Origin of the sequence: Galbitalea sp. SE-J8, assembly GCF_030345695.1 — a bacterium.
Classification (GTDB): domain Bacteria; phylum Actinomycetota; class Actinomycetes; order Actinomycetales; family Microbacteriaceae; genus JAUASV01.
In genome coordinates this window covers 24,038-47,375 of sequence record NZ_JAUASV010000004.1, presented here as the reverse complement: position 1 = coordinate 47,375, position 23,338 = coordinate 24,038, and the positions used below count along the sequence as shown (strand labels likewise).

Sequence of the window (23,338 nt, the reverse complement as noted above, 5' to 3'; positions counted from 1 at the left end):
CGAACGAATGACGCTTGAGATTGTGTCCGGCCACGCCTTCGAGGCAGGTTTCGATGTCGACGCCGCGACGCTCTCGCGGTTTCGAGGTCGCACGGATGAGACCCGCCCGCTCGGGCCGGAGCTGCTCGCCGAAGGCGGAGTGCGCTGGGCACTCGTCAATCATGACGGAACTCTCACGAGCGCGGCACGCGACGAGGTGCGCGGAGAGATCGTCGAGCACACGGACACGCGATTCGAGATGCGTGCCCGCTGGGTGCCCGGCGGAGGCCGCTTCGAGGCCGAGATCAGCTGGCGGGCCGAGAGCGTCGCGACGGGGATCCGAATCGAGACGGTCTTCGCGCTGTCGAGGTCGCAGGAAGCGCTCGTGCCCCTGGTGGAGATTGCGGGGGCCCAGTGGTTCTTCGCGGGTCTATTCGAGCGGGGAGTGGTGCAGAACACCCGTGAGGTCGACGCGCAGTTCATCTCGATGAGCCCGCTCGAGACGTTCTACACGATGGACCAGCACCAGGGGTCGCTCGCCGTGAGCGACATCGGACCGGTGCGTCAGAGCGTGCTCTTCGGGAGCTCCGGGGCGGTCGGGCTGCGGCTGATCCCGTCGGGTGAGCTGGATGTCGAAGACCAGTGGGTCGACACCGTGACCGTCGAGGACGCGGGGCGGATCGGAGCGGGCGAACGGGTCAGCGCGAGCTTCACGCTGCACGCCAACAGCCGGCCGTTCCCGGGCAACGCGCGAAGCGGGATGTTCGACCGGGAGGCGGATGATGTCGCGCACCAGACCGCGCTCTACGGCTCGTCGCTGGGCGTGCTCGGAACGTACCTCGTCGCGGGCAGCTCGTACCCCACGATCGCGCATCCGAAACGCTCGTACGGGAGCAAGCACACGTTCTTCGATCCGGACTCGTGGAGCGTCGTCAAGGCGCTGAGCTACTCGGGGGACCCGTACGCCGAGGGCCAGGCGCGGGCGGTGCTCGAGCGGGCGATGTCGGGCATCACGTCGGACGGACTGGTGCCCCACCACTTCAAGGGCGAGCGCGCCGAATACGTGGCGATCTCCGGTGCACCCCAGCCGGGGCCGAATCTCTTCTGGACTCTCGCAGCGCTCGACTACGTCGCGGCCACCGGTGACGCCCTCTGGCTCGACAGCGCGTGGGGCGCGGTGTCGCTGGCGACGGATTGGCTGATCGCTCGATTCGATCGGGAGCGCAACCTCCTGAGGTCGACCGGCCCGCTGTGGATCGATGTCTTCCGGCGGGAGGGATACACGTTCGACACCAACGCCATGGCGGTGCACGTGCTCGAGCGCGTCGCGCAGGCCGCTGTGCTGCGGGGCGACGACGCGCGTGCCGCGGGCATCCGTGCGATCGTCGGTCGCATCCGCGTCGGGCTCGAGGCGCTGTGGGACGGCAAGGACCACTACGTCACGGCGCTCGGCACGGACGGCGCCACCGTGTTCGACCGGCATGACACCGACAACCTGCTCGCCGTCGCCTTCGGGATCGCTGACGACGCCCGGAGCGCGGTGATCACGGCCGCGCTCGATGCGCACGCACTCACCCATCCGGGCGGCCGGGGCACCTGGGTGAGCCTGCGGCCGTACCGGGCCGAGGACTGCTACCTCGGCAACACGGGAGACTCATCCTGCGCGATGGCGAGGCTGTGGTGGGCGGATCTGCGAGCGCGGCAGCGAATGGGTGCGCGCGAGCAGTTCGTCTCGATGTTCGAGGCGGTGCGCGCCGACCTGCTGCGGACGGTCTGGATGACGGAGCGCTACGACGCGGAGGGCCGGCAGGTCCGGGCGCCGTACTACCACGAGTATCCCGCGACCATCGACATGCTGATCCGGGAGGGGCTGTTCGGCCTCGACATCGGTCTCGAGACGGTGGTCGTCCGGCCGATGCGCACCGGGCCGCTCCGCTACAGCACCGGCCGCATCCTGCTGGAACGAGCGGAGGGCGGAATGGTGATCCAGGTCCCGGGAGCCGGCGTGCGGACCTTCGTGCTGCACGACATGGGGCCGCTCGTGAGGTACCGCGCGGCCGGCGCCGAGGTCGTGGCGAGCGAGGACGGCGTGGTCACCTTCAGCGCTCGGGCCGGAGAGCCGGTCTCGGTCGTCGCCCCCTAGAGGGGGCCGCGTTCCATCGGGTTCGGGATGACTCGTCCCGAACCCGATGAACGCGGGCGGCGCGGCGCGGCCGTCAGCCTCTCGCGGGCTCCTCGATCTCGCTGTAGGCCGTGAGCCAGGCATCGGCGATGAGTGCCGATCCCCGCGGCGCGGGATGCACCCCATCCGGCGCGATGGCGGCGATCCCGTGCTCGGCAGCGGCCGCCGTCATGCGCTCCTGCAGCGCGACGTGCGACGCGCCGAATCGCGCCGCCAGGCTCTCGATCGCCTCCCGTTTCGGGTCGAGGTCGTCGAGCCACGCGACCTGCTCCTCCCGCACCGGAAGGAAGAACGGCTCGATGAGGATGATGTGCTCGACCCCCGTCGCGACGGCCGCCTCGAGCAGTCCCGCGGTCGTGTTCTGGAACTCCGCGGCAGAGGTGGCGTCGCCGGCGTCGAAGCGGCGCCACATGTCGTTGACGCCGATGTACACGGTGAGCACGTCGGGGTCCGCCGCGAGCACGTCGCGCCACCGGCGCTCCAGATCCACGGCGCGGTCGCCTGAGACGCCCTGATTGACGACCGTGAGGCCGCGGCCGTGGAGCGCGTCCGCGATGAGCTTCACGTATCCGTCACCCAGCGACAGGCGGATGGCGCGGTCGCGGCCCGCATCGGTGATCGAGTCGCCGGCGAAGACGAGGGTGCTCCCCCGGTTCGCTGTGCTGCCCGGCGCGGAAGGGTCGTCGTGGGCGACGGGCGCCGCTCGCTGCTGGGGTCGAGGAGACTCGGTTTGTGAGCTCATTGCGGGCTCCTTTCGGGGATGAGGGTGACGGAGCGCTGCCGTCGATTGCTGGGCGGCTTCGCCCGACGGACGCGCTGAAGGATGAGGCCTGGCACGCCCCGGATGCGGCGGCTGGAGTGTAGAATAACGTTGTTTCGACCCGCGTGAACAACGTTGTTTCACCCCCGTCCCCGCCGAGGGGCGCGCGGCCGTCGGCGAATCGGTGCCAGCGAGGGGGCTACACACTGTGAACACGACTCATCGGACGCGGGCGGAGCGCGCGACGCGTTTCGTCCTCGTCGAGGACGCCGGCCCGGACGTCGTGCCGAGCGGACGCGGCGGCATGGGGTCCCGGTCGGGGCGGTGCATCAGGTTCGACGGACGCCCGGACGGCACGGAGGAGCTTCGCGCCCCGATCCCGTTCCAGGCGCCGCATCGGGTCGCGACCGGCGATGTGCTCGAGTACGACGTCTTCGCCATGTTCGACGCGACTGCCCCGCTCGGCGACTCGTGGCACGACGGCGGCTACGCGGCGACCGGGGTGGCGGTGCGATTGCGGTTCGACGACGGGAGCGGTTCCGAGCAGCTGCGCGATCAGCACGGTGTCGACGTCGATGCGGAGGCGCAGGGTGCGTCGCGGACCGTCTCGGTCGACCAGTGGACGCGGAAGCGGATCCCGCTCGACGCGGTCGCGGGACGCACGGTCGTGGCGGCGGAGCTCGTGTTCGCCGCTCACGGGCATGACGCCCGAGGGTGGATCGATGGGCCCCGCATCGTGCGCCGCACGGCCGCGTCGGACCACGTGAGCGATCGCGTCGTGACAACGCGCGGCACCAACAGCTCGCGCGAGTACTCCCGGGGTCTGACCGCTCCGGCCACCGCGCTCCCCAACGCCTTCGCATTCCTGGTGCCGATGACCGACCGCCGGCGTACCGAACAGCCCTACTCCTACCAGGGGCACAACGGCCCCGATGGCCGTCCCCGGCTCGACGGCGTGACGGTGTCGCACATCGCGAGCCCCTGGATGCGCGATTGGGGCGCGATACAGCTCACGTGGTCGTCGTCCCTCGACCAGTCGCCGTCTTTCGACCATGACGACGAGATCGCACGTCCGCACGACTACCGGGTGAGCGGAGACGGGTTCGCCGTGCGTCTCGCGCCCTCGCGCTCCGGGGGGATCGTCACCGGATCGTTCGAGAGCGGTGTCACACTGTCCGTCGGGCACCCCACCGGCGCCGTGCGCGTGACGCACATCGTCGACGACACGCTCCTCGGCACGTCGGAGGTCCGCGAGACGCTCGGGCGCGACGCGCCCGCCGTGCATTTCGCGATCCGGTTCGACGAGCCCTTCGAGGTGGGCGGGGACGGCTTGTCGTTCCCGGGCGGGACCTTCACGGCGCGCATCGCGACCTCGTTCGTCTCGCCGGCGCGCGCCCGCGAGACGCTCGACCGCGAGATCGGCGCAGCGACGGTCGACGAGCTCGCCGCGCGCGCACGCGAGGTCTGGGAGGCGTTGCTCGGGCGAGTGACCGTTGCGGGTGCTTCCGACGACCAGCTCGCGACGCTGTACTCCAATCTGTACCGGCTCTACCTGTACCCGAACGAGGCCCACGAGCTCGACGCGGCGGGGGCGCCGGGGTTCGCGGACTTCCTCGGCCACAGCGGAACCGTCGTCCCGGGCGGGCTGACCGTGAACAACGGCTTCTGGGACACCTATCGCACGGCGTGGCCGGCCTACGCGCTCCTGGCGCCGGGCAGGGCGAAAGAGCTCCTCGACGGGTTCGTCGCCCATGCGGACCGCACCGGCTGGGTTCCGCGATGGTCCGCGCCGGGCGCCTCGGACTCCATGGTCGGGACGAGTTCCGACATCGTCTTCGCCGACTCCGTGATCCGGGGCGTCGGGGTGTCGGACCTCCGCACCGTCTACGACACGATGCTGCGCAACGCGACCACCCCGTCAGCGGACCCGGCGAACGGCCGCAAGGGTATCGACTCGGGACGCTTCCGGGGCTTCGTCGCCAACGACATCGACGAGGGCCTGTCCTGGACGCTCGAGGGCGCGATCAACGACTTCGGCATCGCGCGGTTCTCGGAGCACCTGCTCGCGCTGTGGGGCGACGAGCATCCGCGCGCGGGAGAGCTGCGAGCCAATGCGCGGTACTTCGGGTCGCGGGCGCAGAACTACCGCCTGCTCTTCGATGCCCGCACCGGGTTCTTCCGGGGGAGGGACGCGACGGGCGCGTTCACGGGCGGCGCCGCGTTCGACCCTGCCGAGTGGGGCGGCGACTACACGGAGACGAACGCGTGGGGGATGGCGTTCACCGCGCCGCACGACCCGCGCCTCGCCGAGCTGTACGGCGGCAAGGCGGGACTGGAGCGCAAGCTCGACGCCTTCTTCGCGACGCCCGAGCGCGCCGATCGGCCCGGGTGGTACCCGGAGACCATCCACGAGATGGTCGAAGCGCGGGACATCCGGATGGGCATGTTCGGGCTGTCCAACCAACCCGCGCACCACATCCCGTTCATGTACGCGTTCACGGATGCGCCGCACAAGACCCAGTCGATCACCCGGCAGGCGGCGAGACGCCTGTTCCTCGGCAGCGACAACGGCCAGGGGTATCCGGGTGACGAGGACAACGGCGAGATGAGCATGTGGCACTTCTTCGCGTCGCTCGGCCTCTACCCGCTCCGCGTCGGCGTGCCCGAGTTCGTCTTGACGGCACCGCTCCACGATCGCATCAGCATCGAGGTGGATGGCGGCACCCTCGTCGTCGAGGCGAAAGACAACGCGCCCGGGAACGACTACATCCAATCGGTCCGGATCGACGGCGCCGAGTGGACGAGCCTGCGAGTGCCCCACCGACTCGTGGCGTCGGGATGCGCCATCGAGATCACGCTCGGCCCCGAGCCGAGCGCCTTCGGCCGGGGCTCGTTCGATGCGCCAGACCCGTGGGACGATCGGCTGCTTCGCGACCTCGGGCCGGCATGGGACGCGCCCCGGGCGAAGGTGAGGAGCTCCCGCGAGCCGCTCGTCGCGCTGTCCGACGATGCCGGGGTCGCGGATGTCTCAACGCGACGCGGTGACTGGTTCGAGTGGTCGAGCAACGGCCGGCGGCCGGTGCTCTACACCGTCACCTGCGGGGCGGACCCGGCCGGAGCGCCGCGGGCCTGGAGCGTGTTCGGGCGAAACGCGGACCGCGAGGAGCTGCTCGATCGCCGTTCCGCAGAGACGTTCCGATGGGCGTCGCAGACGCGCGCGTTCGAGCTGCCGGCGAGCGCGGGCTTCGAGCGCTACGTCTTCGTGTGGGAGGCGGATGGCGAACTTCGACAGCTCGAGCTCCTGGCCGAGGAAGCTCGAGCTGCGGAGGCTTCGTGACAACGTTGTTTGCCTGTAAATCCGGGGCAGTCGTGGCTTGACAGCCCCGGTGGAAGGTGTCATAGTGCACGAGTCAAACAACGTTGTTTCACGTGCGCAGCGCACGTGGCCAAGAACTAAGAGGTGGCGTCAATGAAGACAAGTACCGGACACAGGGCGCGCGCGGTGCGCGCCGGCGCGGGAGCCCTGGCGGCCAGCGTTCTCGCGATCACGATGAGCGGCTGCGGGGCATCGCCGGGTGGCACGCAGGCCAGCGACGACAAGACCCTCGTCGTGTGGGCCGAAGGCACCACGGCCGACACGATCAAGAGCGATCCCGACAAGCAGGGCAAGTACGGGCAGTACCTCATCGACACGTTCGAGAAGGCGCACCCCGGCGTCACCGTCAAGATCGAGAACCACGGCTGGGACGATGTTCTGCGCCAGAACCTCACGACGGCGCTGCTCGCGGGTACCGGCCCCGACATCATCGTCGGTGAGAACTACTTCCAGTCGTATGCCGCGAACGACGCGCTCGTGCCCCTCGACGACGAGATCAAGGACATCAAGGACAACCTGATCCCCGGCACCCTTGAGGCGGGGCAGTACGACGGCAAGACGTATGCGCTTCCGTCGTGGACCGGTGTCTTCGGATTCGAACGCAACTGCACCGTCATCGAGGAGGCGGGCCTCGACTGCAGTTCCGCCCCGGCGACGTGGGACGACCTGCTGACGCAGGCGAAGGAGATCACCGCGAAGGGCGCGGGCAAGTACTACGGCTACACCGACCAGGGGCCGCAGGGCTCCAACCTCGGTGCGGTGTTCCGCGCCGCCGTGTTCCTCAACCAGGCGGGCGCCCCGCTCGCCACGGCCGACGGCAAGCCGAACTTCAACGACCCGAAGGCGCTCGACGTCTACAAGTTCCTCCGCGAGATCGACAAGACCACGCAGCCCGGGCTCAACTTCGACCCCGATGAGGGGAAGATCTACTCGGCGCTCTTCGAAGGCAAGTCGGCCTATCAGGTTGCGGGCAGCTGGCACGTCGCGTGGGCCGCGCAATCGGGCTGCACCGATTGCCAGTACTCCATGGTTCCCCTGCCCGCCGGCGGGACGCAGTCGTCGCTCGTCGTGGGCAACGTGCTGTACGCGGTGCTCAAGACGAGCAAGCACGTGGACCTCGCGAAGGAATTCGTGAAGTCGCTCACGACGGATGAGGCGCAGGAGCTCGGGTACACGGCGATCGGCCGGATTCCGGCGACCAAGTCCGCCCTCGAGGCGGTCCGGCCGACCATGAGCGCCGCCGAGCAGCCGTTCGCCGACGTCCTTCTGAACGCGGATGTGCATCCGCTGCCGCAGTGGTCGACGAACCCGCAGCAGGTCTGGCAGGCGTGGAACGACGCATTCCTGAAGACCCTGACGACGAACGACTCGCTCAGCGACATCTGGGATGAGGCCCAGGCCACCGCGGAAACCGCTCTGAAGGGGTAGAGCACCATCGTGGCGACCACTCAGCAGATCGGCGCACAACCGATCGGGCGAGCACATGACACGTCGCACAGCGTGGCGGGCCGCGTCAAGCGGTCCGCCACCGCGCGGCGGCAGCGCCGGACGGCATGGATCATCCTGGTGCCGGTTCTCGTCTACCTCGGCGTCTTCGAGTTCGTTCCGGTGCTGCTCAATGTGGCACTCAGTCTGACGAACTACAACGGGATCAGCGCCTCCCCGAGCTTCGTGGGACTGGGCAACTATCTGCGCTACCTGCAGGATCCGTACCCCACGGTGATGCTGAACACGTTCATCATGGCGGTCGGCATCCTCGTGGTGCAGACGGTCGTGGCGTTTCTCATCGCGCTCGCGATTCAGACCCGGGTCATCGGCGCGGCCATCCACCGGGCGGCGTGGTACGTGCCCACGCTGACGTCGGCGGCGATCACGACACAGGTCGCCCTGATCTTCCTCTCGCCGAGCGACGGGGTCGTCTCGCGGATGCTGGCGATGTTCGGCCAGGGCCCGTTCGTCTGGACGACCGATCCGACGGCAGCCCGCATCATCCTGATCCTGTACACCGTGTGGCACGGGATCGGCGGACCGGTCCTGCTGTTCATCGCCGGACTGTCGAGCATCGACCCGGAGGTCTACGAGGCCGCTCGGGTCGACGGGGCGGTCGCCATCCAACGCACGTTCTACATCACGATCCCGCTGCTGAAGCCGATGCTCGTGTTCGTGCTGATCACGACGACGATCGGAGGATTTCAGCAGTTCGAATCAGTGCTGCTCATGACGAAGGGCGGCCCGTTGAACTCCACGATGGTGATGCTGTTGCAGATCTACGACGATGCGTTCGTGAACGCGCACCTGGGTCTCGCCGCTGCCGGGGCGGTGATCCTTGCGCTCCTGCTCCTGGCATTCAGTCTGACCATGCTGCGCATGATGACGAAGGACGAGCAACGATGACCGCGATCACTCAGCCTCGAAGAAAGCAACGGCGCAAGAAGGTCTCCGCGTCCAGAACCGTCGTCAACGTCGCGATGATCGTCGGCAGCCTCGTGATGGCCTACCCGCTGATCTTCGGGCTCGCGGCGACGTTCACCACGGTCGAGGGCTTCGCGAAGTCGACGTTCTGGCCCCTCATCACGGCGCCGACCCTGTCGAACTGGGAGGCGATCGCCCAGCTGCCGCCGACGGTTGCCATCTGGTTCTTCAACACGGTGCTGCGGATCGCGTGGTACATCCTGGTCCCGGGCATCGTCGCCGTGCTCTGCGGATACGTCTTCGCGCGTCTCCGCTTCCGGGGGCGGATCCTGGCGTTCAACATCCTGCTCTCCGGCATGATGTTTCCCGGAATCGTGTTCCTGATCCCGACGTACGTGCTCATGGCGCGGGTCCCGTTCCTGGGCGGAAACGACGCGACGGGCCAGGGCGGCCACGGCCTGATCAACTCGTTCGCCGCGCTCATGATCGCGGGCCTGTGCAACGCGACCTACATCTTCCTGGTCCGGCAGGCGATCATCAGCATCCCACCCGACTTCGAGGAGGCCGCGCGACTCGACGGTGCGGGCCTGATCCGCGTGCTGTGGCACGTGTACCTTCCCCTGCTGCGACCGGTGATCATCGTCATGGCGATCTTCCAGTCCGTGGCGATCTGGAACGACTACATGTGGCCGCTGATCACGGTGAGCGGCAACGCGGAGGCGTGGACGATCGGCCTGGGCGGCCAGAACCTGATGAGCGACATGGCGACTCTGAAGGCCGCCACGTCGAATCAGTCGGTGCTGTCGGACGTCCCGATGGCATTCACCGTCGCGAACCTCGCGATGCTGCCGCCCATCATCCTGTTCTTCTTCCTCCAGCGTCACTTCGTGAAGGGGATGCAGGGGTTCTCGCTGAAGGGCTGAGCTCGCGCGTCGCGCGTCCCCGCCGCAGGGTCGGCGCGGCGCGCGATCGGGGCTCAGCCCGGCAGCTCGGAGCCCCGCAGCACCAGCGACGTGGGCAGCGTGTGCGTGGTCGCCGGCGCGCCGCGCCCGGTGGCGCGCCGGATGACCAGCTCGGCGGCGAGTCGGCCCATCTCATTGACGTCCTGGCGCACCACCGAGACCGCGGGAACGGCCAGCGGAGCGGCCTCGAAGTCATCGAATCCGATGAGAGGAAGCCGTCGCCCGAGGCGCCGGAATGCCAGCAGCGCACCGATCGCGGCGCGGTTGTTAGCAGCGAAAATCGCATCCGTAGCGTCCGTCTCCACCAGGCGTTCGATGAGGGCGGCCGCGTGCTCCGCGTCGCGCGTCACCTCGGACACGCTGATGTCGTCCGGCCGGAGGCCCGCGGCCGTGAGCGCCTGCGAGTAGCCGCGGTGACGCTCGGCCACGGAATAGACGTCGTGCTGCGCGCCGACGAACGCGATTCGGCGTGCGCCGTGACGAAGGAGCTCCTCGGTTCCGGATCGAGCGCCGCCGGCGTTGTCGGCGAGGATGATGTCCGCTCCCGCGGCGTCGAGCGGGCGGTCGAGCATGACGAGCGCGGGGCTGGACGGGCGCACATCCGCCCACGCGCGACCGGGGGTGCGCGGCGGAACGACGATGAGCCCGTCCACGCGCTGCTCCATGAGCCGATCGACGACTCGATCGTGCGTCGGGCCGTCCTCCTCGGAGCTCGCGATGATGAGGAGATAGCCCTGCGCGCCGGCCGCCTCTTCGATCGCACGAGCCAGGGTCGAGTAGAACGGATTCGCGAGGTCGCTGATCACGACGCCGATCATCCGGCTGGTCCAGCCCGGACGGATGCTCGCAGCAGCGAGGTTGCGGTAGTAGCCGAGCCCTTCGATCGCCGAGGCGATGCGGCCCGCGAGCACGGGGTCGATGTTCGTCTCGCCGTTGACGAACCGCGAGACCGTCTTCACCGAGACCCTGGCCTCACGGGCGACGTCGACCATGGTCGGGTTCTGGCTCTTCATCGGCATCCTTGCTGACGCGTCGCATCGGAGACGGCCAGTCCGTTGGTGGGCGGCGGAGTGGTTCCTGCCGCGTGCTGTACTCGGAACGCGGTCCCAGATAACGTTATCTCATCGCATCGTTCCGATCGAGCGCACGGTGCGAGCCGGAGGACACGGCCGGGGCAACCGCGCTCGTCCCGCATACTCACGAACCTCATAGAAGAGAAGTCCCGTGCCCGCTCGGCGTCGCAATCCGCTTCCGTACACCGTCGACGGCGGACATCCGGCGCGAACGATGCTGTCGCTCATGCGCCCGTACCGATTGCGCATTGCCGTCGCCCTGGTCATGTTCGCGCTGAAGGATCTGCCGGTCTGGTTGTTGCCGGTCATCACGGCGGCCATCATCGATGACCTCGTGCATCACGGTTCCTCCGCGCGGGTGCTGCTGCTCGGCGCGGTCGGTCTGGTCGCTCTGTTGAGCAACTATCCGACGAGCATGACGTTCGTGCGCCTGAGCAGCCGGATATTTCGCCAGATCGCCGCCGAGTTGCGCGTCGCGACGGTCAGCGAGCTGCAGACGCTGTCCATCGGATTCCACACCCGCACCAGTGCCTCGGTGATCCAGAGCAAGCTGGTGCGCGACGTCGAGAACGTCGAATTCATGCTCAGCACGGGGCTGCCCGCGTTCGCCGGCGGAATCGGCATCCTGATCGGAGCCGTGACGGTGACCGCGGTGCAGGTCCCGGCGTTCGTGGCGATCTTCGCGCTCGTGATACCGGTCTCGGCACTGATCGTGAGTGCGGGGCGGCGTGCGTCGCGGTCGCTCAACGAACGGTTCCGGCGCGACGTGGAGGAGCTGTCGGGAGCGGTCGGGGAGGTCGCCGCGCTCATGCCGGTGACGCGCGCCCACGGGCTGGAGGCGGTGGCCGAGCAGCGGATCGCGGACAGCTCCCATCGGTTGCGCGCGAGCGGTCGACGACTCGACCACATGCAGGGACGCTTCAACGTCTCCTCCTGGATCAGCTACCAGACACTCGGACTGGTGTGTCTCGTTCTCGCGGCGATCGCCGCGCTCAACCGGGTGATCCCCATCACCCCGGGCCAGGTCGTGCTGCTGAGCACCTACTTCGGGATGCTGACGGGCGCCGTCGTTCAGCTGCTCGGGCTCGCACCGTTGTTCACCAAGGGGATCGAGTCGATCAGGTCGCTCGGCGAGCTCTTCGCCGAACCCGACCGAGAGCACAACGAGGGCAAGCGCGCGGTGGCATCGGTCACCGGCGAGCTGGCATTCGAGGACGTCTCCTACCGGTATCCCGGGTCCGCGGCGCACGCGATCGATCGACTCACGCTCCACGTGGCCGCCGGGGAGACCATCGCCTTCGTCGGCACGTCCGGCTCCGGAAAATCGACGATGCTCAACCTGGCGCTGGGGTTCGTGCGACCGCAGGGCGGGCGCATCCTGCTCGACGGGTCGGATATCGAGACCCTGGACCTCCGTACGGTGCGACGACACGTGGCGGTCGTGCCGCAGGAGTCGGTGCTCCTCGACGGGTCGGTACGGGAGAACGTCGTGTACGGGCTCGGAGAGGTGCCCGACGACGTCGTTGCCCATGCGCTGCGCGAGGCGAATGCCGAGGAGTTCGTCGCAGCGCTGGCCGACGGGTGGAACACGCGCGTCGGCGACCGTGGCTCGGCGCTCTCCGGCGGGCAGCGGCAGCGGCTGGCCATCGCTCGCGCGATCGTGCGCGACCCGCGCATCCTGCTGCTCGACGAGGCGACCTCAGCGCTGGACAACGAGTCGGAGTCGCTCGTGCGCGAGGCGATGCGGCGTCTGAATCGGGGGCGAACCGTGCTCATCGTGGCGCACCGGCTCAGCACGGTCCGCAACGCGGATCGCATCGTCGTTCTGGAGCGCGGCCGCATCGTCGAACAGGGCGGCCACGAGGAGTTGCTGGCTGCGAACGGCGCCTATTCGCGTCTGTACGCGGATGTGGTGGCGTAGCGCGCGGGAGCGGTCAGGATGCTCTTCCCAGACGGCGGCGATCGACCACGTCGTCTGCTCGCGGGCGCGCTGCGCTGCGCGCTCTGGTGGGCGCGGCATCCGTCGTGTAGGGTCGATCGGTCGGCCAGGGGCACGTGTGTATTCCTGTGTGAGCCCCAGAGGCCGGTTCCGCTCGCGATCGCGAGACGGACGATCACGATCTGTATGTGATGGCCTCGGCCGATGGATGCCCGGGTTCCTGCTGTGACGCGCGCTCGCGCGGCACGAGCATGCGGTGAGACAACGAACCACGGAAGAGTCATGCCCCAGAACAAGTCTGTTCGCACCTCGTCGACGCGCGCGGCGGCGCCGCGCGCCGCCGCGCCCAAGTCGGCGCAGAAGAGCCCCAAGCACCGCGGCTGGAAGCCGGAGACGGATGCCGCTCCCGCGTCGAAGCGCCGCTGGACCGACGACGACCGCGCCGCCCGCTCGTACTCCCCGTCCCGAGCGGTCCCGACCGGGACCGCTCGGCGCGGAAACTCGGCGAATCGAGACGGCTCGACCCGGTTCGCTGCCGACGGCCGCCCGAACTGGGAGCCGCGCGGCAAGGACCCCCGGCCCGCCCGCGGCGACCGCGCGGGCCGCGACGAGCGGTTCTCTCGCGATGGCCGCGCGGGCCGCGACGAGCGTCCGGCCCGCGACGAGCGTGCCCCGCGTCGTTTCGATCGCGACGAGCGTGCCCCGCGTCGTTTCGATCGCGACGAGCGTGCGCCGCGCCGCGACCGTGATGACCGCGCGCCCCGCCGCGACGCCGCCAGCGGGTCCGGTCGCTTCGATCGCGACGAGCGTGCCCCGCGTCGTTTCGATCGCGACGAGCGTCCGGCGCGCGATGACCGTGCGCCCCGCCGGTTCGATCGTGATGACCGTGCCCCCCGCGCCTTCGACCGCGACGACCGCACCCCGCGCCGCGAGGACGAGCGAGCCCCCCGTCGTTTCGATCGCGACGAGCGTCCGACGCGCGATGACCGCGCGCCCCGCCGCGACGCTGCGAACGGTGCCCGTCGTTTCGACCGCGACGATCGCGCTCCCCGCGGCTTCGACCGTGACGACCGCGCCCCCCGCCGTTTCGACCGCGACGACCGCGCTCCCCGCGGCTTCGACCGGGACGAGCGCGCCCCCCGCCGCGACTCCTCCTATTACCCCGAGAAGTCCGCGCAGCCGATCGTCGACGACGTCGTGCTCGAGCGGCTCGAGGCATCCGCTGTCGAGGCGACCGACGTCGAGGGCGTGACGTTCGCCGACCTCGGCCTCGGCGGCAACATCGTGCGCACGCTCGCCGAGCTGGGAGCCGACGCGCCGTTCCCCATCCAGGCCGCGACGATCCCCGCCGTGCTCTCGGGCAAGGACGTGCTCGGCCGCGGCCGCACCGGCTCCGGCAAGACGATCGCGTTCGGCGCCCCGCTCGTCGAGCGCCTCATGGAGAACGGGATGGGGCGCAAGCGTCAGATGGGACGGTCGCCGCGCGCGATCATCCTCGCCCCGACGCGCGAGCTCGCACTCCAGATCGACCGCACCGTGCAGCCGATCGCGCGCAGCGTCGGCGTGTTCACGACGCAGGTCTACGGCGGCGTGCCCTATCAGCGCCAGCTCGGCGCGCTCGAGCGCGGCGTCGACATCGTGATCGGCACCCCCGGCCGCATCGAGGACCTCGTGAACCGCGGCGCCCTGGACCTCTCCGAGGTCATGGTCACGGTGCTCGACGAGGCCGACCACATGTGCGACCTGGGCTTCCTCGAGCCAGTGCAGCGCATCATCCGTGAGACCGCGCCGGACGGTCAGAAGCTGCTGTTCTCGGCGACCCTCGACTCGGGGGTCGCGACGCTCGTCGACGAGTTCCTCGTCGAGCCCGAGGTGTACGAGGTCGCCGGCGAGGACCAGGCCAGCTCGACCATCGACCACCGTGTGCTGCTCATCGAGCAGCGCGACAAGCGCGAGCTGGTGCGCGAGCTCGCGGGCGGCGACGGCAAGACGCTCGTCTTCACCCGCACGCGCGCGTTCGCCGAGGAGCTCAGCGAGTACCTCGAGGATGCCGGCATCGGCGCGGTGAGCCTGCACGGCGACCTGAACCAGTCGCGCCGCACGCGCAACCTGGAGCGGCTCACGAGCGGACGCGTGAACGTGCTCGTCGCCACGGATGTCGCGGCCCGCGGCATCCACGTCGACGACATCTCGCTCGTGATCCAGGCCGACGCGCCCGACGAGTACAAGACGTACCTGCACCGCGCCGGCCGCACCGGCCGGGCGGGCAAGGCGGGCACGGTCGTCACCCTCGTGCCGAAGAACCGCCGCCGCAAGCTCGACGACCTGCTCGGCCGCGCGGAGATCGAGGCGCGTTTCGACCAGGTCGCGCCCGGCGACGACCTCGTCACGCAGCTCGCCGCGCTCTAACCCGCCCGGCCCCGCCCGCGCGAACACCCCTCCCGCGCGAACACCCCTCCCCCGCGAACACCCCTCCCCGGTGTGAGGACGATCTGCGCGTGTGAGGACGGCCCAGACCGTCCTCACACGCGCAGATCGTCCTCACACGGGTGGGGAGCCCCGCGCCCGGGAGCCCCGCGCCCTGCGCCCTAGCGTCGCTGGGCGCGCTCATCGAGCTCGAGCAGTCGCTCGAGCGCGGGCAGCGCGGCGACGATGAGCGCGAGATCGGACTCGTCGAGCGGCACGAACAGCCGCTCGACGAGAGCGCCCCGCGCGGTGCGCGCCCGCGACACCTCCGTCTCGCCCGCAGCCGTCACGTCGAGCAGGAACGCGCGACCGTCGTCGGGATCGACCGAGCGCGACACCAGGCCGCGGCGCTCGAGGTCGGCGACGAGGCGGGTCGTGCTCGGCGCCGAGATGAACTCCTGGTGCGCGACATCCGCGAGCCGCACGGGCGCGAACTTCTCGATCGTCGCCAGCGCCGACAGCGGCCCGTAGCTCAGCCCGGTGTTCGCGCCACGGATGCGGCGGCTCAGCCGCGCCACCACGTGCGCCAGGCGATTGGCCGCGTTCGCCCCGGCGGGATCCGTCATGAACCAAGATTCGCCGGGATTGTTCGCATCCGTCAACAGTGCGGATGCCGCAATCCTCGCCGAGTGCGGTTCAGTGAGCGCGCCCGAGCTTCCAGTACCCGGTGAAGACGACGTCGTTCTTGGGCACGCCGGCCGCAACGGCGTGCCGGCGCCCACCGGCCGCGAGCGCCTGCTCGCCGACCAGATACGCCGCCGGACGCTCGGTCGCCGGGCGCCACCGCTGCACCTCGGCGAGGGCCGCGGACCCCGGCCGATCGCCGGCGCGCCGCACGAGCTCGCGCACCTCGATCCCGGGGGGCGGGTCGAGCGGCTGGGCGTCCGCGGCATCCGGCAGTTCGACGATGGCGAGGCCACGCGCGTCCCGCGGCAGGTCGCGCAGGATGTTCGCGATCGCGGGCAGCGCCGTCTCGTCGCCCGCGATGAGGTGCTCCGTGGCCGCGGAGTGGTCGCCGTACGCGTGCGCCTGGTCGATGAGGGCGACCCGGTCGCCGGGCGCGGCGCGCTGCACCCAGCGCCCCGCGACACCCTCGTCGCCGTGCACGACGAAGTCGATGTCGAGCTCGCGTTCGGCGGGACGGAGAGCGCGCACCGTGTAATTGCGCAGGTGCGGACGCGACGATCCCGACATCCGCAGGTACTTCACGTAGCCGCCCATGCCGAAGCTGTCGGGCAGGTCGAAGCTCGTCTCGCGTCCCTCCTGGGGCAGGAACAGCCGGAACCAGTGGTCGAACCCGTGGTCCGCGAGGTGGGCGAGCTCGTCACCCGCTACCGTGACGCGGATGAAGTTCGGGCTGATGCGCTCGGCGCGCGTCACCGCGACGCGGCACAGCGTCGACGCGCGCCGGGCGTTCTCGAATCCCACGGGAGCTCCTCGGGTCGGGTAGGTAAGGCTACCCTAAGTCAACACGGGATGCCGTGGCCGCAACATCACGTCATCCGGCGTGCGCGAGGCCATAGGCTCGTGCCGTCCGTGTTCCCGGCGCAGAGAGGACGGCCTCACGTGGCCCGCATCTACAACGACATCACCGAGGTCTTCGGCAAGACCCCGCTCGTGAAGCTCAACCGCCTGACCGAGGGTCTCGGCGCGACGGTGCTCGCGAAGCTCGAGTTCTACAACCCGTCCGCATCCGTCAAGGACCGCCTCGGAGTCGGCATCGTCGACGCGGCCGAGCGGTCCGGCGAGTTGAAGCCCGGCGGCACGATCGTCGAGGGCACGAGCGGCAACACCGGCATCGCGCTGGCCGCGATCGGCGCCGCCCGCGGATACCACGTCATCCTCGCGATGCCCGAGACCATGTCGAAGGAGCGCAAGCTGCTGCTCAAGGCCTACGGCGCGGAGCTCGTGCTCACGCCGGGCAGCGAGGGGATGCGCGGGGCCGTCGCGAAGGCGGAGGAGATCGCCGCGGCCACGCCCGGCGCGATCCTCGCGAAGCAGTTCGCGAACGTCGCGAACGTCGCGATCCACCGTGCGACGACCGGCCCCGAGGTCTGGGACGACACCGACGGGACCGTCGACATCTTCGTCTCCGGCATCGGCACGGGCGGCACCATCTCGGGCACCGGCCAGTACCTCAAGGAGCAGAAGCCCGGCGTGCAGATCGTCGGAGTCGAGCCGGCCGAGTCGCCCATTCTGAACGGCGGCGCCCCCGGTCCGCACAAGATCCAGGGCATCGGCGCCAACTTCATCCCCGAGATCCTCGACCGCGAGATCTACGACGAGATCATCGACGTCGACATCACCCGCTCGGTCGAGGTCGCGCGCAAGCTCGCGACCGACGAGGGCATCCTCGCCGGCATCTCGTCGGGCGCGACCGTCTCTGCGGCCCTCGAGCTGGCCGGCCGCGCCGAGAACGCGGGCAAGACGATCGTCGTCATCGTCGCGAGCTACGGCGAGCGCTACCTGTCGACCGTGCTCTACGAGGACCTCGAGGTCTGACACTGGGACTGTTCAACGTCCGCGAGGACGTCGCCGCAGCGCGCCGCCGGGATCCGGCGGCGCGTTCGGCGTTCGAGGTGTGGCTGCTCTACTCGGGGCTGCACGCGGTCTGGTGGCACCGGCTCGCGCACGCGCTGTGGGGGAGACGGATGCGCCTGCTCGCCCGCGTGCTCGCCCAGATGGCGAGAATCCTCACGGGCGTCGAGATCCATCCGGGCGCCCGGATCGGACGCCGGCTGTTCATCGACCACGGCATGGGCGTCGTGATCGGAGAGACGGCCGAGATCGGCGATGACGTGACGATGTACCACGGGGTGACGCTCGGCGGCACGGCGCTCGACGCGGTCAAGCGCCACCCGACGATCGGCGATCGTGTGCTCATCGGGGCCGCTGCGACGCTGCTCGGGCCCATCTCGATCGGCGCGGACTCCGCCGTCGGCGCCGGCGCGGTCGTGCTGCGCTCCGCGCCGCCGCGCTCGATCGTCACGGGCGTGCCGGCCGTCGCCCGACCCCGCGACTCCGCCGACCACGAGCCGGTCTGGATCATCTGATCGCGCGACCCACCCCGCTGGTGGATGAGCGCCCGACCCACTCCGCTGGTCGAGGAGCGCCGGACCCACTCCGCTGGTCGAGGAGCGCCCGAGTTCCCGCCCCGCTGGTCGAGGAGCGCCCGAGCGCAGCGAGGACGCGTCTCGAGACCACTCGTTCGCCGACCGGGGCCGTCGTGGTCTCGAGACGCGGGCGACGTGGTCGCGCTCCTCGGCCAGCAGGATGCTCACACGTCGCCGACCACGAGCCGGTCTGGATCATCTGATCGCGCGGCCCACCCCGCTGGTGGATGAGCGCCCGAGCGCCCACTCCGCTGGTGGATGAGCGCCCGAGCGCCCACCCGCTGGTCGAGGAGCGCCCGAGCGCCCACTCCGTGGGTCGAGGAGCGCCCGAGCGCAGCGAGGACGCGTCTCGAGACCACTCGTTCGCCGACCGGGGCCGTCGTGGTCTCGAGACGCGGGCGACGTGGTCGCGCTCCTCGGCCAGCAGGATGCTCACACGTCGCTGAGCTGCTCCGCCGCATTCGCGACCGGAACGCCCGCGCCCGGCACCGCCGGCATCCCCGCCGGCGCACCCACCGCATCCGTTACGTCGTCGTGCACGTACTTGCCGCCGGAGAAGACCGAGGCGATGGCGCCGATCACCGACATGACGGCCGCGGCGATGAACACGATCACGAGCCCCGAGTGGAACGGTTCCGAGATCAGCTGCGGGAAGAACGTCTTGCCCGTGAGCGCGGCGGAGTCCGCGGCCGAGAGGTGGTCGAGCACCCCGGCCGGGCCGAGCAGCGACTGGATCGGGTTGTAGCCGAGGAACGCGGCGAACAGGCTGCTCACCGGGGGCAGGTTCGCGAGCTGGGCGGCCGCGGCATCCGCCACTCCGTGCTGGGTGAGACCGTCGCGCAGCGCGGTCGGCAGCGTCGAGGCGAGGCCCGCGATCATGAGCGAGAAGAACACGCCGATCGAGAGCGAGTTGCCGGCGTTCTGGAACATGCCTGACATGCCGGATGCCGCCCCGCGCTGGTCCGCCGGCACGCTGTTCATGATGGCGGTGCGGTTCGGTGCCGCGAACATGCCCGAGCCGATGCCGTTGAGGAACGTCAGCAGCGCGAACTCCCCGTACGCGAAGTCGACCGGGATGACGAGCAGCAGCACGAACGTCGCCGCGACGACGAGCAGGCCGGTCGTCGCAAGCGCGCGGGCGCCGATCCGGTCGCTGAGCGTGCCCGAGATCGGGCCGGCGACGAGGAAGCCGACCGTGAGCGGCAGCAGGTAGATGCCCGCCCACAGCGGCGTCGACTCGTACGAGTAGCCGTGCAGCGGCAGCCAGATGCCCTGCAGCCAGATGATGAGCATGAACTGCAGGCCGCCGCGCGCGATCGACGCGAGCAGGGCCGCGAGGTTGCCGGTCGCGAACGCACGGATGCGGAACAGGCGCACGTTGAACATCGGCTCGGCGAGGCGCGACTCCACGATCACGAACACGACGAGCAGCGCGCCGCCGCCGATGAGGCCCGCGAGCACCCACGGGTTGAGCCAGCCCGTCGAGCTGTCGCCGTAGGGCTGGATGCCGTAGGTGATCGCCGTGAGCAGCGCCACGAGGCCGATCGCGAACAGGATGTTGCCCGCCCAGTCGATGCGCGACGGGCGCCGCACCCCCGACTCGTGCAGCGAGACGTACGACCAGATGGTGCCGAGGATGCCGATCGGCACGCTCACGAAGAACACCGCGCGCCAGTCGATCTCGGCCAGCACGCCGCCGACCACGAGGCCGAGGAACGTTCCGGCGATCGCGGCGATCTGGTTGATGCCGAGCGCCATGCCGCGCCGGTTCGCGGGGAACGCATCCGTCAGGATCGCGGGCGAGTTCGCCATGAGCATGGCGCCGCCGACGGCCTGCACGAGCCGCCAGCCGATGAGCCAGTCCGCGCCCGCGGCGCCGGTGAACGGCACGAAGAACAGCGCGATCGCGGCGAGCGCGAAGATCACGAAGCCGAGGTTGTAGATGCGCACCCGGCCGTACATGTCGCCCAGCCGCCCGAACGTGACGACGAGCACCGCCGTCACGAGGATGTAGCCCATGAGCATCCACAGCAGGTAGCTCACGTTGCTCGCTTCGAGCGGGTTGAGTTGGATGCCGGCGAAGATCGCGGGCAGCGAGATGAGCACGATCGAGCCGTTGATCGTCGCCATGAGCACGCCGAGCGTCGTGTTGCTCAGCACGATCCACTTGTAGCGCGGGTGATCGCGGTGGAAGACGCCGGACCGGGTGGAGCGAGCCACAGGTTTCCCTTCGGGACGTGGTCTCGCCGTCGAGGCCGGGTGGTTTAGTTGCCTAAACACAAGCTTAGCGGAGGTTGCCTCCGCTGGGAACGGCCCGGTGCCGGTTCGCCGCACTACCCTCGATGCCATGACGTGGCTCGGCATCGCCCTCGGCACGCTGCTCGTCGTCGCGCTCGTCGCGGCGGCGGTCGCCGCGCCGATCGCCGTCCGCCGCGCGCTCGCCCGCCGCCGTGAGAGCGACCCCGCCTACGTGCCGCCCGGCTTCGGCGGCGGACCGTTCGAGGAGCTGTACCACCCGTCGGCGTACGAGGCGAAGGTCGTGCAGGATGCGGCATCCGTGCCCCCCGCGCCGGCCCCGGCGCCGGGCGATCCGCCGATCGAGAGCGGCCCCATCCGCATCGACCTGTCCTACGCAGACCGACGGCGCGACGACCACGCGAACGGATGACGCCGGGCGCGGGCGGGCGTCGCATGGCTTGGTCCAGAGTGAAGGTCGACGGCCACGTATCGGACGGCACGGATGCGATGGCCGACGAAGCGCTCAGTCCCGTCGCCCCGACCATCCATCCGATCCCCGACTGAGACGTCCGCCTGAAGAACGGCAGCCGGGGCGGCGCCTTGATAGTCATCCACACGGAATGCGTTCTGCGTGTGAGCGATCTCCACGGGCACCGACGCCGTTCGGTGCTCAAGGGCGCTCACCGAGAATCCTTGACCGGGCAAGGCGATGACGTTGATGACAGGCACGCCGACGGCCGAAAACGTACAACTGGCGTTCCTCACCCGTGCTACGGCGAGCTCGTAGAGTACTCGGTCATGCGGTGGCATTCGGTCGCTATCGACATCCGCGCTCGGAGGCAATGGAAGCTCGGATCCGGGGAGCGTCGCACGTCGTCCGTACACTGGGCCGCACCATGACAGCCGCGCACGCCAGCATGCCGAGGGCGACGCCGCTGGCGGTGCTCGAGCGCACGTTCGGCTACGACAGCTTCCGCGGCCAGCAGCACGAGATCATCGACCACGTCGTCGCGGGCGGCGACGCGATCGTGCTCATGCCCACGGGCGGCGGCAAGTCGCTGTGTTACCAGATCCCGTCGCTCGTGCGCGCGGGCACCGGCATCGTGATCTCACCGCTCATCGCCCTCATGCAGGACCAGGTCGACGCCCTCGCCGCGCTCGGCGTGCGGGCCGCGTTCCTCAACTCGACGCAGGATGCCGGCCAGCGTGCGCTCGTCGAGCGCGCCTACCGGGAGGGCGAGCTCGACCTGCTCTACCTCGCGCCCGAGCGGCTCGCGGTCGAGTCGACGACCCGGCTGCTCGACGAGGGCCGCATCGCCCTGTTCGCGATCGACGAGGCGCACTGCGTGAGCCAGTGGGGCCACGACTTCCGCCCCGACTACCTGCGGCTCTCCGTGCTGCACGAGCGCTGGCCGACCGTGCCGCGTATCGCGCTCACCGCCACGGCCACCGAGGTCACGCACCGCGAGATCGCCGCGCGGCTCGACCTCGGCACCGCCCGGCACTTCGTCTCGAGCTTCGATCGGGCCAACATCCAGTACCGCATCGAGGCGAAGAACCAGCCGCTGCAGCAGCTGCTGAGCTTCATCCGCACCGAGCACGACGGCGACGCGGGCATCGTCTACTGCCTGTCGCGGGCATCCGTCGAGAAGACCGCGGCGTTCCTGACCGAGCACGGCATCCCGGCGCTCCCGTACCACGCCGGACTCGACGCGCGGCTGCGCGCCGCGAACCAGGCGCGGTTCCTGCGCGACGACGGGGTCGTGATGGTCGCGACGATCGCGTTCGGCATGGGCATCGACAAGCCCGATGTGCGTTTCGTCGCCCACCTCGACCTGCCGAAGAGCGTCGAGGGCTACTACCAGGAGACCGGCCGCGCCGGCCGCGACGGCCTGCCCTCGACGGCCTGGCTCGCGTACGGCCTGCAGGATGTCGTGCAGCAGCGACGGATGATCCAGCAGTCCGAGGGAACGCCAGAGTTCCGCCGTCGCCTCGGCGCCAACCTCGACGCGATGCTCGCGCTGTGCGAGACGGTCGACTGCCGGCGCGTGCAGCTGCTGAGCTACTTCGGCGAGGAGTTCGCGGGCGGCGACCGCTGCGGCAACTGCGACACCTGCCTCGCGCCGCCCGAGGCGATCGACGGCACGATCCCCGCGCAGAAGCTGCTCTCGACCGTCGTGCGGTTGTGGCGCGAGCGCCAGCAGCGCTACGGCGCCGGGCACATCATCGACATCCTGCTGGGGCGCGAGACCGACCGCGTGACCCAGCAGCGTCACGACCAGCTCACGACGTTCGGCATCGGCGCCGACCTCAGCGAGGCCGAGTGGCGCGGTGTCGTGCGCCAGCTGCTCGCCCAGGGCGTGCTCGGCGTCGCCGACGACGGCTACGGCACCCTCGTCATCACCGAGGCGAGCGCCGCGGTGCTCAGCGGGCAGCGCCCCGTGCGCCTGCGCAAGGAGCCCGAGCGCCCGGCGCGCGGCGGCCGCAAGGCGAAGATCGTGCAGGAGCTGCCGAGGGAGGCGGGCGGCCTGTTCGAGGCGCTGCGCGCCTGGAGGGCGACCCGAGCGCGCGAGCAGGGCGTACCCGCCTACGTCGTGTTCGGCGACGCGACCCTGCGCGGCATCGCGATCACGCGCCCGGCCTCGCTCGGCGAGCTCGCCTCGATCAGCGGCGTCGGCGAGAAGAAGCTCGAGCAGTACGGCGCCGAGCTCCTCGAGCTCGTCAGAGCGTGAGGGGGTCTAGAATGCCGGAGCGTTTCGAATGACCTCGTCGAGGTAGTTGCCGGGTCGTGCAGTCGCGGCTGGTGACGGACGCGCCTCCGCGCCGCCGCCGCCCGAT

General features: G+C 70.0%; 16 protein-coding genes. 11 read left to right on the top strand and 5 right to left on the bottom strand.

The window, feature by feature from the left end; translation table 11 throughout:
• The first annotated feature begins 7 nt into the window (after nt 1–7).
• Complete coding sequence (locus QT381_RS04215; RefSeq protein WP_289247483.1) at nt 8–2,122, top strand: glucosidase family protein; 2,115 nt, start codon at nt 8–10, stop codon at nt 2,120–2,122.
• Between the two features lie 73 nt (nt 2,123–2,195).
• On the opposite strand, the gene QT381_RS04210 is transcribed toward QT381_RS04215, so the two are convergent.
• Nucleotides 2,196–2,903, bottom strand: coding sequence for a GDSL-type esterase/lipase family protein (locus QT381_RS04210; RefSeq protein WP_289247482.1), 708 nt, complete (start codon nt 2,901–2,903; stop codon nt 2,196–2,198).
• 226 nt (nt 2,904–3,129) lie between these two features.
• Here QT381_RS04210 and QT381_RS04205 point away from each other — a divergent pair, with 226 nt between their 5' ends.
• The 4 genes from QT381_RS04205 (at nt 3,130) to QT381_RS04190 (ending at nt 9,632) form a co-directional block, all read left to right on the top strand.
• A complete protein-coding gene (locus tag QT381_RS04205) occupies nt 3,130–6,258 on the top strand; it encodes a GH92 family glycosyl hydrolase (protein WP_289247481.1) in 3,129 nt (1,042 codons plus the stop codon).
• Nucleotides 6,259–6,390: 132 nt separating this feature from the next.
• A complete protein-coding gene (locus tag QT381_RS04200) occupies nt 6,391–7,725 on the top strand; it encodes an ABC transporter substrate-binding protein (protein ID WP_289247480.1) in 1,335 nt (444 codons plus the stop codon).
• A gap of 9 nt (nt 7,726–7,734) precedes the next feature.
• Entirely contained in the window at nt 7,735–8,691 is a 957-nt protein-coding gene (locus QT381_RS04195) for a carbohydrate ABC transporter permease (protein ID WP_289247479.1), read from the top strand.
• Nucleotides 8,688–9,632, top strand: a complete 945-nt coding sequence (locus QT381_RS04190) for a carbohydrate ABC transporter permease (RefSeq protein WP_289247478.1) — start codon at nt 8,688–8,690, stop codon at nt 9,630–9,632. The genes QT381_RS04195 and QT381_RS04190 overlap by 4 nt, the downstream gene beginning before the upstream one ends.
• A 53-nt stretch (nt 9,633–9,685) precedes the next feature.
• Here the strand turns inward: QT381_RS04190 and QT381_RS04185 are convergent, their stop codons facing one another.
• Nucleotides 9,686–10,684 (bottom strand): LacI family DNA-binding transcriptional regulator, encoded by a 999-nt coding sequence (locus QT381_RS04185; RefSeq protein ID WP_289247477.1) that lies wholly within the window; start codon nt 10,682–10,684, stop codon nt 9,686–9,688.
• Nucleotides 10,685–10,958: 274 nt separating this feature from the next.
• Here QT381_RS04185 and QT381_RS04180 point away from each other — a divergent pair, with 274 nt between their 5' ends.
• Together QT381_RS04180 and QT381_RS04175 are read left to right on the top strand one after the other, a co-directional pair.
• A complete protein-coding gene (locus tag QT381_RS04180) occupies nt 10,959–12,665 on the top strand; it encodes an ABC transporter ATP-binding protein (RefSeq protein WP_289247476.1) in 1,707 nt (568 codons plus the stop codon).
• A 300-nt stretch (nt 12,666–12,965) separates the two neighbouring features.
• Nucleotides 12,966–15,092, top strand: a complete 2,127-nt coding sequence (locus QT381_RS04175) for a DEAD/DEAH box helicase (protein ID WP_289247475.1) — start codon at nt 12,966–12,968, stop codon at nt 15,090–15,092.
• A gap of 179 nt (nt 15,093–15,271) precedes the next feature.
• Here QT381_RS04175 and QT381_RS04170 read toward each other — a convergent pair whose 3' ends face one another.
• A complete protein-coding gene (locus QT381_RS04170) occupies nt 15,272–15,715 on the bottom strand; it encodes a MarR family winged helix-turn-helix transcriptional regulator (RefSeq protein WP_289247474.1) in 444 nt (147 codons plus the stop codon).
• A 70-nt stretch (nt 15,716–15,785) separates the two neighbouring features.
• Nucleotides 15,786–16,577 carry a siderophore-interacting protein gene (locus QT381_RS04165; protein ID WP_289247473.1) on the bottom strand — a complete coding sequence of 264 codons (792 nt, stop codon included), beginning with the start codon at nt 16,575–16,577 and terminating at the stop codon, nt 15,786–15,788.
• A gap of 138 nt (nt 16,578–16,715) precedes the next feature.
• Here QT381_RS04165 and cysK point away from each other — a divergent pair, with 138 nt between their 5' ends.
• Both cysK and epsC read left to right on the top strand, forming a co-directional pair.
• Nucleotides 16,716–17,651 carry a cysteine synthase A gene (cysK, locus tag QT381_RS04160; protein ID WP_289247472.1) on the top strand — a complete coding sequence of 312 codons (936 nt, stop codon included), beginning with the start codon at nt 16,716–16,718 and terminating at the stop codon, nt 17,649–17,651.
• Between the two features lie 2 nt (nt 17,652–17,653).
• On the top strand, nt 17,654–18,202 hold the full coding sequence (epsC, locus tag QT381_RS04155) for a serine O-acetyltransferase EpsC (protein WP_289247631.1): 549 nt from the start codon (nt 17,654–17,656) through the stop codon (nt 18,200–18,202).
• 492 nt (nt 18,203–18,694) lie between these two features.
• Here the strand turns inward: epsC and QT381_RS04150 are convergent, their stop codons facing one another.
• Nucleotides 18,695–20,482: an MFS transporter gene (locus QT381_RS04150; RefSeq protein ID WP_289247471.1), complete on the bottom strand. Its 1,788-nt coding sequence runs from the start codon at nt 20,480–20,482 to the stop codon at nt 18,695–18,697.
• Between the two features lie 127 nt (nt 20,483–20,609).
• Between QT381_RS04150 and QT381_RS04145 the strand changes: the two genes are divergently transcribed.
• Nucleotides 20,610–20,930 (top strand): hypothetical protein, encoded by a 321-nt coding sequence (locus QT381_RS04145; protein WP_289247470.1) that lies wholly within the window; start codon nt 20,610–20,612, stop codon nt 20,928–20,930.
• A gap of 466 nt (nt 20,931–21,396) precedes the next feature.
• Nucleotides 21,397–23,232 carry a DNA helicase RecQ gene (gene recQ, locus QT381_RS04140; protein WP_289247469.1) on the top strand — a complete coding sequence of 612 codons (1,836 nt, stop codon included), beginning with the start codon at nt 21,397–21,399 and terminating at the stop codon, nt 23,230–23,232.
• Nucleotides 23,233–23,338: the final 106 nt, after the last annotated feature.

Bases quoted from the DNA above. Each gene is read 5' to 3' on its own strand.
- QT381_RS04210 (WP_289247482.1), bottom strand. From the start codon at position 2,903: ATGAGCTCACAAACCGAGTCTCCTCGACCCCAGCAGCGAGCGGCGCCC.
- QT381_RS04175 (WP_289247475.1), top strand. From the start codon at position 12,966: ATGCCCCAGAACAAGTCTGTTCGCACCTCGTCGACGCGCGCGGCGGCG.
- QT381_RS04215 (WP_289247483.1), top strand. From the start codon at position 8: ATGACGCTTGAGATTGTGTCCGGCCACGCCTTCGAGGCAGGTTTCGAT.
- QT381_RS04180 (WP_289247476.1), top strand. From the start codon at position 10,959: ATGCTGTCGCTCATGCGCCCGTACCGATTGCGCATTGCCGTCGCCCTG.
- QT381_RS04190 (WP_289247478.1), top strand. From the start codon at position 8,688: ATGACCGCGATCACTCAGCCTCGAAGAAAGCAACGGCGCAAGAAGGTC.
- QT381_RS04185 (WP_289247477.1), bottom strand. From the start codon at position 10,684: ATGAAGAGCCAGAACCCGACCATGGTCGACGTCGCCCGTGAGGCCAGG.
- QT381_RS04200 (WP_289247480.1), top strand. From the start codon at position 6,391: ATGAAGACAAGTACCGGACACAGGGCGCGCGCGGTGCGCGCCGGCGCG.
- recQ (WP_289247469.1), top strand. From the start codon at position 21,397: ATGACAGCCGCGCACGCCAGCATGCCGAGGGCGACGCCGCTGGCGGTG.
- QT381_RS04145 (WP_289247470.1), top strand. From the start codon at position 20,610: ATGACGTGGCTCGGCATCGCCCTCGGCACGCTGCTCGTCGTCGCGCTC.
- QT381_RS04170 (WP_289247474.1), bottom strand. From the start codon at position 15,715: ATGACGGATCCCGCCGGGGCGAACGCGGCCAATCGCCTGGCGCACGTG.